General features: G+C 61.1%; 11 protein-coding genes. 5 read left to right on the top strand and 6 right to left on the bottom strand.

Translation table 11 applies throughout. The features are described from left to right. Positions 1–160: 160 nt before the first annotated feature. The 4 genes from B3I26_RS20805 to B3I26_RS20790 all read right to left on the bottom strand — a co-directional run bounded on the left by B3I26_RS20805 (position 161) and on the right by B3I26_RS20790 (position 6,317). The gene (locus B3I26_RS20805) at positions 161–3,766 is read right to left on the bottom strand and encodes a molybdopterin cofactor-binding domain-containing protein (RefSeq protein ID WP_296260404.1); all 3,606 of its coding nucleotides are present in this window, start codon (positions 3,764–3,766) and stop codon (positions 161–163) included. A gap of 26 nt (positions 3,767–3,792) precedes the next feature. Beyond that, positions 3,793–4,281: a (2Fe-2S)-binding protein gene (locus tag B3I26_RS20800; RefSeq protein ID WP_296260403.1), complete on the bottom strand. Its 489-nt coding sequence runs from the start codon at positions 4,279–4,281 to the stop codon at positions 3,793–3,795. Positions 4,282–4,570: 289 nt separating this feature from the next. Then, complete coding sequence (locus B3I26_RS20795; protein ID WP_296260402.1) at positions 4,571–5,029, bottom strand: MarR family winged helix-turn-helix transcriptional regulator; 459 nt, start codon at positions 5,027–5,029, stop codon at positions 4,571–4,573. Positions 5,030–5,267: 238 nt separating this feature from the next. After that, positions 5,268–6,317 carry a 2,5-dihydroxypyridine 5,6-dioxygenase gene (locus B3I26_RS20790; RefSeq protein ID WP_296260401.1) on the bottom strand — a complete coding sequence of 350 codons (1,050 nt, stop codon included), beginning with the start codon at positions 6,315–6,317 and terminating at the stop codon, positions 5,268–5,270. A gap of 338 nt (positions 6,318–6,655) precedes the next feature. Between B3I26_RS20790 and B3I26_RS20785 the strand changes: the two genes are divergently transcribed. The 5 genes from B3I26_RS20785 to B3I26_RS20765 all read left to right on the top strand — a co-directional run bounded on the left by B3I26_RS20785 (position 6,656) and on the right by B3I26_RS20765 (position 11,644). Next, positions 6,656–7,822 carry an FAD-dependent monooxygenase gene (locus B3I26_RS20785; RefSeq protein WP_296260400.1) on the top strand — a complete coding sequence of 389 codons (1,167 nt, stop codon included), beginning with the start codon at positions 6,656–6,658 and terminating at the stop codon, positions 7,820–7,822. Further along, complete coding sequence (locus B3I26_RS20780) at positions 7,819–8,637, top strand: alpha/beta fold hydrolase (RefSeq protein ID WP_296260399.1); 819 nt, start codon at positions 7,819–7,821, stop codon at positions 8,635–8,637. The genes B3I26_RS20785 and B3I26_RS20780 overlap by 4 nt, the downstream gene beginning before the upstream one ends. 188 nt (positions 8,638–8,825) lie before the next feature. Then, positions 8,826–9,470: an N-carbamoylsarcosine amidohydrolase gene (locus B3I26_RS20775; protein WP_296260398.1), complete on the top strand. Its 645-nt coding sequence runs from the start codon at positions 8,826–8,828 to the stop codon at positions 9,468–9,470. Between the two features lie 306 nt (positions 9,471–9,776). Beyond that, complete coding sequence (locus B3I26_RS20770) at positions 9,777–11,090, top strand: MFS transporter (RefSeq protein ID WP_296260396.1); 1,314 nt, start codon at positions 9,777–9,779, stop codon at positions 11,088–11,090. Between the two features lie 218 nt (positions 11,091–11,308). Beyond that, on the top strand, positions 11,309–11,644 hold the full coding sequence (locus B3I26_RS20765) for a hypothetical protein (RefSeq protein WP_296260394.1): 336 nt from the start codon (positions 11,309–11,311) through the stop codon (positions 11,642–11,644). A 116-nt stretch (positions 11,645–11,760) separates the two neighbouring features. Here the strand turns inward: B3I26_RS20765 and ligD are convergent, their stop codons facing one another. After that, a complete protein-coding gene (gene ligD, locus B3I26_RS20760) occupies positions 11,761–14,406 on the bottom strand; it encodes a DNA ligase D (RefSeq protein WP_296260393.1) in 2,646 nt (881 codons plus the stop codon). A 72-nt stretch (positions 14,407–14,478) separates the two neighbouring features. Continuing rightward, positions 14,479–15,399, bottom strand: coding sequence for a Ku protein (locus tag B3I26_RS20755; protein ID WP_296260392.1), 921 nt, complete (start codon positions 15,397–15,399; stop codon positions 14,479–14,481). Positions 15,400–15,509: the final 110 nt, after the last annotated feature.

The following is a 15,509-nucleotide window of genomic DNA, read 5'->3' as shown; positions in this document are numbered from 1 at the left end:
ACTAGTGACGCTCTGCGTGGGGCACGCTCAGTGACGTCGTTGTAAACGTCACGACAGACCACGAAACATAGCCCAGGCCGTGGCACTTCCGAGTGCCAGGAAGCCAAGCCCAACAGATAAAGGAACCCTTAGGCATGATGCCCGATAGTGCTTTGAGTCTTTAATGGCTCCCGGGATTGGCTTTCAAATAAGTCACCTTCGCCGGCAACCCCGTCCACTGCGGTTCATTAGGCGCGAAGCGGCTGCGCAGGTAAGCGGCAAGATCACTGATCTGCGTATCGGAGAGACTGTCCTTGAACCCCGGCATGTAGCCCAGGTCCGGCGTGGCGGGGTTGGAAATACCCTGCTGGATCACTTTGATCAGGTTGTCCGGCCCTGCACTGTGCACATTGGTATTGTTGGCCAGCGATGGACTGACGCCAAACAACGTCGGCCCCAGACCACCGGCATGACAGCCCTGACAGGAACCCTCGAATACCCGCTGACCGTTGCTCAACGAGAGCGCCGATACGCTCGATTGCGCCGCAGGGTTGGCTACAGGATTGGGTGCAGAGGCTGAGGCCGCCGCCGGTGCTGCCTCGGCCGAGCCATTCAACGAGGCCAGATACACCGCCATCGCTCGCACATCGGTCTTCGGCAGTTTCGCCAGCTCCGACACCACCGGTCCCATGGGTCCTGCCGCCACGCCGTGGGCAGCGGAATAGCCCGTGCTCAGGTAGTTGAACAACTGATCCTCGGTCCAGGGCGTTGGCGACTTTGACAGACTATTGAGCGCCGGCGCCTCCCAACCATCGACCATGCCGCCGGCCAGAAACGCCGCACCGCCTTTCTGCGCGCCCATCAGGTTGCGTGGGGAATGACAGGCCGCGCAGTGCCCAAGCCCGTTGACCAGGTATTGCCCACGATTCCATTGCGCGCTCTGTTGTGGCTGGGCCTGTACCTCGCCCTTGCGCAGGAACAACGCGTTCCAGCCCGCCATCAACGGCCGCATGTTGAACGGAAACCGCATGTCATTGGCTGGCTGGACCTGCTTGACCGGGGCCTGTGACATCAACCAGGCGTACAGCGCCTGCATGTCAGCGTCGTCGATATTGCGGAATGCGGTGTAGGGAAACGCCGGGTAGAGATGTTTGCCATCACGACCGATGCCGTCACGCATCGCCCGTTCGAAGGCCGGATAGGACCAACTGCCGATCCCAGTCTCGACGTCCGGCGTAATGTTACTGCTGTAGAGAGTGCCGAACGGCGTCGGCATGGCCAGGCCCCCGGCGTTGCTCACCCCGCCCGGCGCCGTGTGACACACCGCGCAATCCCCCGCCGATGCCAGCAGCCGGCCGCGCTCCAGCGTTGCCGCAGACCAGGTGCCTGCATTCGGCGGCGTGATCGGCGCAATTTCGGCACGCCAGGGCAGTGCCGTCGCGGCCATGCCCAACACCGCGCCGAACGCCGCAAACAATGAGCCGAACAGCCATTTCGAGCGCTTGGCTTTCGGCGATTCAGGGGGGTTGCCGTTGGCCTCGTCGCCTGCACTTTTCAGCGCCGCCAAAACACGGTCGGCGGTGATCGGCAGCTCACGAAAGCGAATGCCGGTGGCGTCGTAAATGGCGTTGGCAATCGCCGCCGCACTGGGCACTGACGCCGACTCCCCCGCGCCCATAGGAGGTTCGGTCTGGCGCGGCATCATCATCACGTCGACCTGGGGCACTTGCGCAAAGGTCAGGATCGGATACCCCCCCCACTCCTTGCTGGCGATGGTCGATTCTTCAAAGGTCACTCGCTCCTTGAGCACACGACTGGTGGATTGGATGACGTTGCCGTGGATCTGGTGCTGGACGCCTGCCGGGTTGACCATCATCCCCGCGTCATGGCCGATCACCACCCGCGTCACCGACACATCGCCGGTGTGCTTGTCCACCGCGACATCCGCCACCCAGGCCGCCCACGCTGCGCCAAAGCCGGGAAACTTGCTGTGGATATAGCGCGCATAGGCAAAGCCGCGACCGCGCAGCACGCCGTCTTGCTCAGGCGTCTGCATCGGTTGCGTGCGCGGCGACCAGTCGGCGCGGGCCGCCGTTGCGCGGACCAACTCCGCAGCGCGCTCGTCGTGCAGGTAGCGCAGGCGGTATTCCACCGGATCAACGCCTGCAGCAAACGCCAGTTCGTCGATGTAGGACTCGTGAGCAAAGGTGTTGGGCAACGCCGACACGCCGCGCATCCACGACGCGCGCACGATCGGCGCCATGTCGTTGATGGTCACGCGCATGTGTTCGACGTCGTAAGGCGGAATCGACGTGCGATCACCCATCTCGAACATCACCGCCACCGGATCGACGCGCCCGGTCAGCAGCAAGGCCAGCGTTGGCGAGTTGTTTGAGGGGTAGCTGGTGGTGAAGTCATACCCGGCCACCCCACCTTCAGCGTCAAGGCCACCATCGACCTCCATCAATTGCGCCGTACCCTTGGGTTCCCAGGCGTGCTCCTGCTCGCGAGTCAGCTGCACGCGCACCGGCAGGCCCACCGCCCTTGAAAGCAGCACAGCATCGGCGCACACATCGTCAGCACAGTTACGGCCGTAACAACCGGCAGCCTCCATGCGGATGATCTCGATCCTTTCTTCCGGGCATTCCAGCAACCAGGCGATATCGGCGCGCAGCATGTGCGGGTTCTGGGTGCCCGACCAGATCCGGATGCCATCTTCGCGGTAGTCCGCCAGCCCGCAGGAAGGCCCGATCGAACCATGAATCTGGTAAGGCCATAGATAGGTGCGGGTCATCCGTGCACTGGCAGCAGCCAACGCTTCGTCAACATTCCCCTTGTCCAGCACCACGCGCTGCACCTTGGGGTTATCGCGAATGGCCTGCTCGACATCGCTCATGTCCGGCAATTGATGCTTCCAGGGCTTCCAGGTGACCTTCAACTCCTTCGCCGCCTTGGCCGCCTGCTCTTCGCGCATCGCCACCACGCCGATGAAGTCGCGAATCACCACCACACGCACGATGCCGGGGATATGGGCAATGGACGATTCATCAACCTGCAGCAGACTGGTGCCGACGAACTCGCCGGTGTCGTAGCCGGCATACGGCGGACGAACCACTCGACCGTGGAGCATGTCCGGCAGGCGCATGTCGTGAACGTAGGTCAGCTCCCCGGTGGCCTTGCCCGGAATGTCCACCCGCGCGGCGACGGTTCCCACCAGTTTGTAGTCTTCCAGGCGTTTGAGCGGAGCGTCGCCGGATATACGCAACTCGATGTGCTGATCCACCAGCAGTTCGCCGAATCGGCAGCTTCGACCGTCCTGCGCCTTGATCACCCCGCTGTCGATGACCAGCGATTGCGCGTCCACGGACCAGCGTTGCGCCGCAGCCTGTAGCAAATAGCGGCGAGCTTCGGCGGCGGCGTTGCGCAAGGGGATCGCGGAAATCTGCAGGGTGGCGCTGGCGATCGTCGCGCCCTGATTCGGCGCGCGCTCGGTATCGCCCAATACCATGGTGACCTGCTCCATCTGCAGATCGAGTTCTTCGGCGACGATCTGCGCCAGCGAGGTACGAATGCCGGTGCCCAGGTCCACGTGCCCGTTGAAGGCGTAGACCCCGTTGTCCTGATCGATGGCGATGAACAGCCCCAGTTCCTTGGGCTTGACCGTCGGCGTGCCGCCTTTGGCGACCGGCCCGGACGGCGGCAGGATGTCATCGACGATCAGCAGCACGCCGTTTTTGGCCAATAGGTGATCGCGCGTAGGCGCAGGCTTCGGGCTGGGAGGTGTCATGGGCGCTGTCAAAAGAATCGCTCCGTTCAAAGCGTGTGACGGGCGGCCCGCATGACCGCGCGAAGAATTTCGATATGGGTGCCGCAGCGGCAGAGGTTGGCCGACAGTTCGTTGCGGATCTGCGCTTCGGTGGGGTGCGGGTTGCGGTCGAGCAAGGCCTTGGCGGTCATGATCATGCCGTTCATGCAGTAGCCGCATTGCGCAGCCTGCTCGTCGATGAACGCCTGCTGCACCGGGTGCGGGTATTCGCGTGAGCCGATGCCTTCTAGCGTGGTGATTTCACGCCCTTCGGCACCAGCCAGCGGGAATACGCATGAGCGAGCCGCCACGCCGTCGATGATCACCGTGCAAGCGCCGCACTCGCCCAGGCCGCAGCCGTATTTGGGGCCGTTGAGCTGCAGGTCATTGCGCAGGATCAGCAACAGCGGGGTATCCGCCATGGCCGTGACGGACGAGGTCTGGCCGTTGACCTTAAGCGTCACGGCCTTCTCGCCCGTCGCCTGCTGCTCGCTCATACCGCGCTCCCCATCTGTTACCTACCGTTTCGGACTTTTGGTGAAGTGGTTACTTCATGAAAAGAGAGCAGGAAGCGTGCCAGCAGGACAGGGATGCAGAAACAGGGAGGTAATCGTTAGGGAACGGGGATCAGACGGTGGCCACGAGGTCGCGAATAAATCGGTTGAGTCAAGCCACCTTCAGCAACTGAGCCTCAGCCTTCGCAAGCTTGCTTGCTTGCTTGCTTGCTTGCTTGCTTGCTTGCTTGCTTGCTCCGCAGGTTTGCGGAATGTCGCAACAGGGCAGACGTTACTGCTCGGGCTCATCAATCAGTTTGCGCAGCAGGAACAGCACCGCCACCCGCTCGGCGGGGTTCAATTTGCTGAGGGTGATCTCGCTGATCTGCGCGGCGCGGGGAACGGTTTCCTGCACCAATTGAAGGCCGCTGTCGGTCAGGCTACAGATGACCTTGCGCCGGTCCTGCGGGTCGGGGTCCAGGCTGATCAGGTCGCGGGCCTTGAGCCGGTCGACAATACCGCGAATGGTCGCCTGGTCCACCGCCGTCGCCTTGACCAGCTCAGTCTGTGAACTGGGGCCGTGGTCACGCAGGGCGCAGAGGGTGACGAATTGCACCGCCGTGAGCTGGGAGTCACCGACGTGCTGCTGGAAAATCGCCAGATGGCGCTGGTATGCCTTGCGCAGCAAATGGCCGACTTGCTCGGAAAAAGTGTAGGAGGCCTGCTCGCTGGAGGGTTTATCAGTGGACACGGATGGCTCGTTCGGCAGCATTGAGAATACTGGCTACATTAACGGTTGCGAGCAGACAGGGGAATCTTCGGCGTCAGAAATGGCCCATTCGCCTGCAAGCCTGCAAGCCTGCAAGGCTGCAAGCCAGGATGCCAGCAAGGCATCAAGCCTGAATATGATCCCTGGCAGTCCGGTTTGCCGGAGGCGACGAACCGAAAATCGTCACCGCCGGTAAGCCGTATTGTTGCAGCGCACCCTGTCAGGCCTTGGAGCCCTCTGGCGCCACTACATCGCCGCCCAGCACCACGGCCTTGTCATCCAGATAGATATCGCAGTGGCGCAGCGGAATATCCAGGTGGCACGGCGTCTTGCGGGTGCCGCCCACTTCAGTGTTTGGCCCGGTGGAAAAGAGAAAGTTGCCGTAGAACGCCCGGGCGTCCATGCACATGCCGTCGTTCTTGTCGTGCAGGCCCATGGCGGTCCACTGCGCTCGCGGCTGCAAACCCCAGCCGATGTGGGAGATGCCGTATACCTCGGGGTCGTTGAAATACTTCATGTAGTCACGCAGGTACTGGGCCTCGAAACCACCGTGAATGCCGGTGATGAAGCCCTTCTCGACTTCCAGAGTGATCTGCTCGCGGGAGTAGGTCTTGAACGGCAGCAGGATATCGCCGACATCAATCACCAGCGTGCCCTCGGCGGTCGCCTCATTCGGCCAGGAGAACAGAAAGCCGCTGGGCCAGTGATCCCAGCGCCCCGGTTCGTCAGCGAAGCCATACTCGGTGACCGAAGGGTATTGCCCCAACTGCGCGCGAAAATCACTGCCTGCGCGGGACTTCACGTGGATCGAACGCGCCGCTTTCAGTACCTGCTCGGCCGCCAGCACCCGCTCTTTGTCGGCCACGGTCGGCAACATGCGCGCCAGCACTTCCGGCGGCTCGACCGCCAGCAGGATCCGCGTGCCGGTTTTGAGGATCTGCTCCTGCTCGGGCGAATGCAGCAGCATCATGGTGTCGATGACCAGGTCCGCAGCCTCCAGCGCGCGTTGCGCGGCAAGGTTGCCGGTCAGCGCGGTGTCGCCGCAATAGGCGGTCATGTCGTTGCCCATGGCCTTGGGATGATTGAAGGACGGCAGCTCCACCGCATACACCTTGGCGCCCAGGCGCTGCGCGGCGTCCATCGCCGCACGCACGGTACGCGCATCGGAATAATGGCTCTTGAGCACTGCAACGCTCTGGGTCGTGTCCACTTTCGACAGCTTCAGTACGTGCTCGAACATCTGGGTCAATTCGCAATCGCTAACCGGCATTTCTCGTCTCCTCGTCATCCCGCCTTGGCTGCCATGCACCATCGAAAGGCATGACGCTCCACGGCAGTGCATTTTTTAAGCGTATACACTAATTAAAATCGATAAGACATCAAATTATGGCTCTCTGCAATAGCCGCGCCAGTTCGTTACCTATGCACACAGTGTCCGCATTTACTGGGTTACAAAGGGTGACATGCCTAATCGCGACAGGTTGGCGTGTTTTTTGAAATACCTATTCACATTTCAAAATTTCAGCGTATACACTCTAAAACGCACAGTGACGATGACCATTACTCGTCACTCACCCACCCGGATCCACGCATTACGAAGGAAGCGCCATGCCTATCAACCCAGCTACGCCCACCGCCCAAAAAATCGCCATCGTTGGAGCCGGCCTGGGTGGCGCTGCCGCCGCCACGCTGTTGCAGCAAGCCGGTTTCAAGGTCGACGTCTATGAGCAGGCCCCGGAGTTTTCGCGCATCGGTGCGGGGATCCACATGGGTCCGAATATCATGAAAATCTTTCGCCGCATGGGCATTGAGCGGCCATTGAGCGACATGGGGTCGCATCCGGATTTCTGGTTCAGCCGCGATGGCGCTACCGGTGATTACCTGTCACGCATCGCCCTGGGCGAGTTTTCGCGCAAGGAATACGGTGCGGCGTACATCACGGTGCACCGTGGCGACCTGCATGCGCTGCAGATGTCGACCCTGGCTCCGGGCAGTGTGCATTTCAGCAAATGCCTGACCACGCTTGAAGAGCGCGAAAACGGCGTGCGCCTGAATTTTGCCGACGGCACCCATGCCGACGCCGACATCGTGATCGGGGCCGACGGTATCAATTCGCGAATCCGTGAAGAGTTGCTGGGCCAGGAGAAACCGCTGTACAGCGGGTGGGTCGCACACCGCGCGCTGATTCCGAGCGCAGTGCTGAACAAATACAATTTGGACTTCGAGAACTGCGTGAAATGGTGGAGCGAGGACCGTCACATGATGGTCTACCACACCACCGGCAAGCGCGATGAGTACTACTACGTCACCGGCGTCCCTCATGCAGAGTGGGATTTCCAAGGCAACTGGGTCGACAGCAGCCGGGAAGAAATGTACGAAGCCTTCGCCGGTTATCACCCCACCGTGCAGGCGCTGATCGAGTCCACCGAGAGCGTGACCAAGTGGCCGCTGCTCAACCGCAACCCGCTGCCGCTATGGAGCCGTGGTCGCCTGGTGTTGCTGGGCGATGCCTGCCACCCGATGAAACCGCACATGGCCCAGGGCGCCGGCATGGCCATCGAAGATGCCGCGATGTTGACTCGCTGCCTGCAGGAAACCGGCCTGACCGATTACCGCACCGCTTTCGATCTCTACGAAGCCAATCGCAAGGAGCGCGCCTCTCGCGTACAGGCCGTGTCCAACGCCAACACCTGGCTGCGCACCCAGGAAGACCCGGCCTGGGTCTACGGTTATGACCTCTATGCCCAGCCACTGAAATCGGGGGCGGCCGCATGAGCACGTTCATTCAAGGCGGCAACGTTGCGGCCAACGGCATTCGTCAGCATTACCTGCGCTATGGCGGGAACAAACATGCCGACAAACCGGCGCTGATCCTGATTCCCGGCATCACCAGCCCGGCGATCACCTGGGGCTTCGTCGCTGAACACATGGGGCAGTATTTCGACACCTATGTGCTTGATGCCCGCGGTCGTGGCCTGTCCGCCACCGGGCCGGACCTGGACTACAGCGTCGAAACCTGCGCCGACGACATCAGCGCGTTTACTGTTGCCATGGGTATCGACAGCTACCACCTGGTGGGGCATTCCATGGGCGCACGCTTCGTTGCACGGGCCTCTGTGCGCCATCCCGTGGGCGTGAAAAGCCTGGTGCTGATCGACCCGCCCGTGTCCGGCCCCGGTCGTCGTGAATACCCGTCGAAGCTGCCGTGGTACGTCGATTCGATTCGTCAGTCGCAAAGCGGCATGAGCGCGGACGACATGCGCGCGTTCTGCCCGACCTGGACCGATGAGCAACTGCAGCTGCGCGCCGAATGGCTGCACACCTGCTTCGAGCCAGCCATCGTGCGGGCCTTCAATGATTTTCATGAGGTGGACTTCCATCAGGACCTGCCGAACCTGCCGGTGCCTGCCCTGCTGATCGTCGCCACCCGCGGCGGCGTGATCCAGGCAGAAGACGAAGCCGAGATCCAACAACTGCAACCGGGGATTCGGATCGCTCGGGTGGAAGACGCCGGACACATGATTCCATGGGACAACCTGCCGGGATTCTTCGCCGCGTTCGGTGACTTCCTCGGCGCGCCGTTGGCCTAAGGCGATGCCTGTGTCCGTAACAGCGAGGCCAATGTCGCCATCGCGTGCGGAACAGTCGCAAATCCGTAGACATCGGCAGCACCAGCGTCACCGTGCTCCAGCGTTCACCACAACTTCGTCGCCGATCACAGGGCAAGCAACGCCCTTGCACAACCGGCGACCGCGACACCATTTGAGAGGGCGACACCATGAGTGACCTACAAAGCGCCGATGCCAACTACCAGGGCGTGTGGGGCAATCGTATTGGCTTCGGGCAGAAACCGGCGCTGCTGATGATCGACTTCATGCAGGGCTATACCCAGGCCGGTGCTGCGCTGTATGCGCCGGGTGTCGTCAGCGCAGTGGCCGAGAGCGTCGCATTGCTGGCCAGCGCGCGGCAGCATGGCATCCCCGTGGTGCACACCAACATCCGCTATCACCCGACCCATTTCGCCGACGGCGGCATGTGGGTGAAAAAGGCGCCGGTGATGAAGGACATGGTGCAAGGCAATCCCTTGGCGGCCTTTTGCGAACAGGTGCTGCCGTTGCCAGAGGAAGTGGTCATCAGCAAGCAGTACGCCAGTTCGTTCTTTGGCACCTCGCTTGCTTCCCTGCTGCATGCGCAAGGCATCGACACGGTGGTACTGGCAGGTTGCTCCACCAGCGGCTGCATCCGTGCGACGGCGGTGGATGCGGTGCAGCACGGTTTTCGCACCATCGTTGTACGCGAATGCGTCGGCGACCGACATCCCGCACCGCATGAAGCGAACCTGTTCGACATCGACAGCAAGTACGGCGATGTGGTGAGCAAGCAAGAGGCTATCGGGCAGTTTCAAGCTGCCAGCGCCAAATAGCGCAGCAGCCCGCTGCTCGGTTGCGGCCCATGGCTTGACGCTTGTGGCTGTCCATCAGCCAGAACCAGGCCATAGAGCACTGGTCGCGTAACCCCGATTACGCAATAACTGGACAGGCAGTGCCACGGATCGGCCAGCCACTGTTCAGTCTTCTGACACTGCCTTTGGAAGTCGCCATCCGGTGCTTGCCAAAGTACTTGATGCGCGGCAAACAAAAACCATAACAGGCCGTATGAGAACGCAGCCAAAGCAGGCAAGATCAGCCGCCGTTGCGCTCGCCGGTCGAAGAACCGCCAGGAGACACCCATGCCCTCTGCGAATGTAGGAAGCGTTACACCCGACGCTGCGGACCCGATCAAAGCGCTCTACCACAAGATCACCTGGAAGCTCATTCCATTCCTGTGTTTTTGCTACCTGGCTGCATACCTGGACCGCATCAACATCGGCTTCGCCAAGCTGCAGATGCTCGACCAGTTGCACTTTAGCGAAACCGCGTTCGGCCTCGGTGCCGGGCTGTTTTTCGTGGGCTATATCCTGTTCGAAGTGCCGAGCAACCTGGTACTGGAAAAAGTCGGGGCAAAGCTCTGGATCGCCCGCATCATGATCACCTGGGGGCTGCTATCGACCTGCACGCTGTTCGTCAGCACCTCGACGCAGTTTTACGTGCTGCGGTTCTTGCTCGGCGCCGCCGAAGCGGGCTTTCTGCCGGGTGTACTGTTTTACCTGACCACCTGGTTCCCGACTTACCGTCGCGGCCGCATCATCGCGCTGTTCATGATTGGTCTGCCGCTGTCCAGCGTGATCGGCGGCCCGCTGTCGGGCTGGATCATGGGCCATTTCGACCAGACGACCGGGCTGCGTGGCTGGCAGTGGTTGTTTCTGATCGAGGGCGTGCCCAGCGTATTGCTTGGCGTGCTGACCTTCTGGGCGTTGCCGAATGCGCCGAAGGAGGCCAAGTGGCTCAACAGTAGCGAACAGACCCTGCTCGAAGGCGAGCTGCGCCTGGACGATGCCGAAGGCAAAGACAGCAAACACGGTTTCCGGGACGGTTTCTTTAATCTGAAGGTGTGGATGCTCGGCGGTATCGACTTCTCGATCCTGCTCAGCGCCTACGCGATGGGCTTTTGGATGCCGACGTTCATCAAAAACGCCGGCGTCACCGACACCTTCCACATCGGGGTGTTGACGGCATTGCCAAGCGTCGCTGCGTTGATCGGCATGCTGATGATCGGCGCCAGTTCCGACCGTCGTCGCGAGCGGCGCTGGCACATCATCGTGCCGTTCTGGATCGGTGCGCTGGCAATGGCGGCAAGCCCCTTCTTCACTCATAACGTCGTCGCGACTGTCGCACTGTTCGCCATTGCCTCGGCGGCGATCATCGGTGCAGTGCCGGTGTTCTTCAGCCTGCCGGCCACCTTCCTCAAAGGCCGCGCCGCTGCGACGGGCTTTGCCCTGGCTTGCTCGCTGGCGAACATTGCCGGGTTGGTCAGCAACTCGATGATGGGCATCGCGATCGACGTCACTGGCAGCAGCGCAGGCGCCCTGTGGTTCTTCGCCGGGTGCCTGCTGCTCAGCAGCCTGTTGGTGGTGGCATTGCCAGCAAAACTGGTAAATCGGTAAGCAAGATTAAGGCGCCAATGCCCAATACCTGGTAGCGGCTCGGCTTGCAGGCGGGCAACGTGAATAACGCTGCCGCCGGCAAGCCGTGCTACAGGGTATTGGGCATTAAGTGCGGCGAGCCGTAATCCTCACAGCTACTTCACCCCGCCGGCCAGATCGCGGGAACGCTCACCTCTGCCGTGCGTCACACCTAAAGCACTGACCACGGAGCCACCGATATGAAGACACTGATCTCTCTGCAAGAAATCGCCGAAGCAGACCTGAACCCCTACAAGGAAATCTGGCTGACCTCTACGCTGGCGCTGGCCGAAAGCGGCCACACAGAGGACGAACTGTGCCTCTGGCGCGCGGACGAAGCCTTCACCCACGACATGATGAGCGAAGGCACTCACGATCAAAACCTCAAGAGGGTGTGGCTGCTCGTCAGCGACCTGGACGAGCAGGAGCGTGTGCTGGAGATTGAAAACCAAGTGCGCGAGCGGCTTCTGCGTTTGGGGCTAGAGGGCGAGTTCTACCCGGCCGAAATCGGAGAAGACCATGCCTCGGCGGGGTGATAGCGGCGTTTAATCGCACAGCGGCATGACCTGCCAGCGGCGACGGTCTCACAGACGTCACAGCTGGGCAGCCATGCCGCTACAGGTACTGCAAACCCTAGCATCCCGCTATAAAGTCATGCAGGCGCCTTGACCCCCAGCCGCTTCCACATCGGCTTGGTTATGCGCTGGGTATTCTTGTACCCCGTCCACGGATCGGCCTTCAGCTTACGCAGGCGTTTAAGCAGGTTGCCGATGTTCCACTGCGCTGAAGACTTGAGTCCGCTCAGTTCATCCCGTGCAATAGGCACCGATACCGGCAGACCGGGCCGAGCGCGGGCCGAATAAGCGGCAACGGTACTGGCGCCTCGGGTATTGCGCAGGTAGTCGATGAAGATCTTGCCGACCCGGTTTTTGGGTCCAGAGGTGGCAGTAAAGCGCTCCGGCAGCTGTGCGGAGATGAATTGCGCCAACGCTTTGGCGAAGGCTTTTACGGTGTCCCAGTCGGCCTTGCGCGCCAGCGGCACGATGATGTGCATGCCCTTGCCGCCGCTGGTCTTGATATAAGCATCAAGTCCCAGTTCGTCGAGGACCGCCAGGGTCATCTGCGTCGCCTCGATCATGCTGCGCCACGGCAGTGCCGAATCAGGGTCAAGATCCAGAACGAAGTGGTCCGGCAGTTCGATCTGATCATAGGTCGATCCCCAGGTATGCAGCTCGATGGTGCCCATCTGCGCCGCTCCGACCAACGCCTGGACGCTGTCGATTTCCATCAGCCGCGCATGGTCGGGGTCCAGCTCAGGGTCAAGCTGCTTGATGTGGGGAATCGCCAGGCGCTCGGCATGTTTCTGGAAAAACTGCTCGCCTTCCACGCCTTCTGGACAACGCAGCAACGCCACCGCCCGATGGTCGAGATGAGGCAGAATCCAGTCGCCGATCGATTCGTAAAACTGCGCGAGATCGATCTTTTGCAAACCGCTCTGGGCATCGATCACACGCTCGGGATGGCTGATCAGCACTCCCGCCACGTCGATCCTGTCCTTTGATGCACGCTTGCTGGCCGGCTTGGCTTTCTCGGTCGGCGCCTCGGCCTTGCTCGCAGCCGCTTTGGCAGCCTTGGGCTTGAACGGGGCTTTGATGTCCTTAGGGGTAGCGGGGTACTCGTGGACCACTTCACTGGCCGGTTTATCGCTGCGCAGGCCGATAAAAGCCGAATGTCGAATGATGCCTTCCCGGGTCCATTCGCCAAACTCCACCTCGCCCACCAGCGTCGGCTTGATCCACTGAACGCCGCGAGCCTGCGCACTGGTGATTTTTTTGCCCAAGGGCGATGCGTGCTGCTCCAGGGACGCCATCTGCTCGAACATCTCACCGAGCATCTTCTGGTTGAAGCCGGTGCCGACCCTTCCGGCATACACCAAGCCTGCACCCTCCTCGTTCACTGCCAGCAGCAAAGCGCCAAACCCGCTGCGGCTGCCTTGCGGCTTGGTGAAACCAACGATGACGAACTCCTGGCGCAGCTTGCATTTGAGCTTGATCCAGTCCGGGCTGCGGCGGGACTGGTAAACGCTCCCCGCGCGCTTGCCGATCACGCCCTCAAGGGACAGCGAGCAGGCACTTTCGATGATGTCCCGATGGCTCGCCGAAAATGCATCGGAAAAACGCAGCACGCCTTTGCCCTGTCGGCCTAACAGCTTTTTCAAGGCTGCGCGGCGCTCTTGCACCGGCTTTTCACGAATGTCTTCGCCATTGAGAAACGGGACATCGAACAGGTAATAGACGATGTCCTTGCTGCGACCGCCGTCGAAGGCATTTTGCAGCGCCTGAAAGTCTGGCAGTCCAGCGTCGTTGAGCACCACCACCTCACCGTCCAGCCAGCCATCGCCCAGGTTCAGCTCGCCAATGGCCTTGGCTTGCAGCGGCAGGCGATCGGTCCAGTCGTGGCCATTGCGAGTGATCAGGCGTACTTCGCCATCGAGAATCCGAGTCAGGATGCGATAGCCGTCAAACTTGATTTCGTACAGCCATTCGCCTTCGGGGGCGGTGTCCATCAGGGTCGCCAATTGCGGCGAAAGCTTGTGCGGCACTTTGACTTTCTTTGCCGCGGCTTTGCGAGGTTTATCGCTGGCAGCCAGTTTTTGCATCTCGGGCTTTTTTGCTTCAGACACCGCTGCGGCCTTGCGCTTGCCAGAGCCGGACGCTTTGCGTCCCTCGCCCACCGTCGCGCCAGTGATCACGCTTTCCGGCCGGTCGACGAGGATGTCGTATTCGTCTTGCGAGCGCACCGCTTCGTCCTTTTCCTTGATCAGCAGCCACTGCTCCTTATCGCTGCTGCCCTTCAGGTGTGTGCGCACCAATGCCCAGTCACCCGTGAGTTTTTCGCCGATGAGGGTGAATTTGAGTTTGCCCGCCTTGTAGGTGGCGCGTGGGTCGCCGTGGGGCTGCCAGATGCCGCGATCCCAGACGATGACATCACCGGCACCGTACTGCCCCTGCGCAATAGTGCCCTCGAAACTGCCGTATCCGAGCGGGTGGTCTTCAACGTGCACCGCCAAACGCTTGTTTTTAGGGTCCAGGCTCGGGCCCTTCGGCACCGCCCAACTGATGAGCGTGCCATCGAGCTCAAGTCGAAAGTCGTAGTGCAGGTTGCGCGCATCGTGCTTGTGGATGACAAAGCTCAGGGCCTTGTCTTTGCTGGAGCGGGCGCGGGGCGACGTTTCAGGCGGCTCAGATGTGATGTCGAAATTTCGCTTGCGGGTGTATTCACTGACAGGCTTTGCCATGATCGATTCCACCTCTGCGCCTGCTGCAGGGAACGGCTCTTAAGGGGAGCCGCTCTGGACAAGGCGTGGTTTTCAGGACGCCTTGGTTGTTTTTTTCCGTGGCGGGGCTCGGCGCTTGGCCGGAGCGGGTTCATCGGCATCCTCGGCCTTGCTCTTGCTGGCAGGCTTGGCCTTGACCGGAGCCTTGGCAGAACTGCTGCGGCCGCCCAGGCTGCGTTTGAGCAGTTCGGTCAGATCGATGACATCCGCAGATTTACGCTCGGTCTCGCCAGCGTCGGTTTCCACGTCTTCGATCTTGCCCTCCCGAGCCTTGGTCTCGACCAGCGTCATGATCTGGTCTTGAAATGTGTCGCGGTACTCTTCGTCATCCGGCGACCACTCGGTGCTCATGTCCTTGACCAACCGCTTGGCCATGTCCAGCTCGCTTTTGCTGAGCTTGACGTCAGTGGCTTCCTTGGGCAGGTCAAGGCTGTCGATGCCACGCACCTCGGCAGGCCAGCGCAGCAACACCAGAATGATCGCCGAATCGAGCGGCATCACCGCCGCCAGGTGCTGGCTGGTGCGGATCACCACATGAGCGAGGGCCACCTTGCCGGTGTCGACCAGCGTCTGGCGCAGGAGCGCGTAAACCTTCTCGCCCCGCTTGTCGGGGGCCAGGAAATAAGGCGTGTCGATGTTCTGCAAAGGAATCTGCGCGCTGTCGACGAAACCGAAGATATCGATCGTTTGCGTGGACTTGGGGTGCGCCGAGCGAATCTCCTCTTCGCTGATGACCACATAGCGCCCTTTTTCGTATTGCACACCCTTGACGATATTTTCCTTGGTCATCTCCTTGCCGGTGACCTTGTTGATCCGCTTGTAACCGACCGGATCCATGCTGCGCTTGTCCAGCCAGTCGAAGTCGACGCCCTGCTGCGAGGTCGCAGACACCAGCGCCACAGGAATATGCACCAGCCCGAAGCTAATCGCGCCCTTCCAGATTGCCCGAGCCATCGCCTTGATTCCCTATGGGTGTGTGTTAGCAGTGACCGAGGCGAACGCAGAAAAGTTTCGGCTGGATGACGGGAGTGCGCGTTGCCGATCACTCATCATTACTTTGAGGC

Source organism: Pseudomonas sp. UBA5706 (assembly GCF_002419965.1).
Lineage (GTDB): Bacteria > Pseudomonadota > Gammaproteobacteria > Pseudomonadales > Pseudomonadaceae > Aquipseudomonas.
The sequence above is the reverse complement of the archived record's forward strand: the minus strand, read 5'-3'. Positions and strand labels throughout refer to the sequence as shown.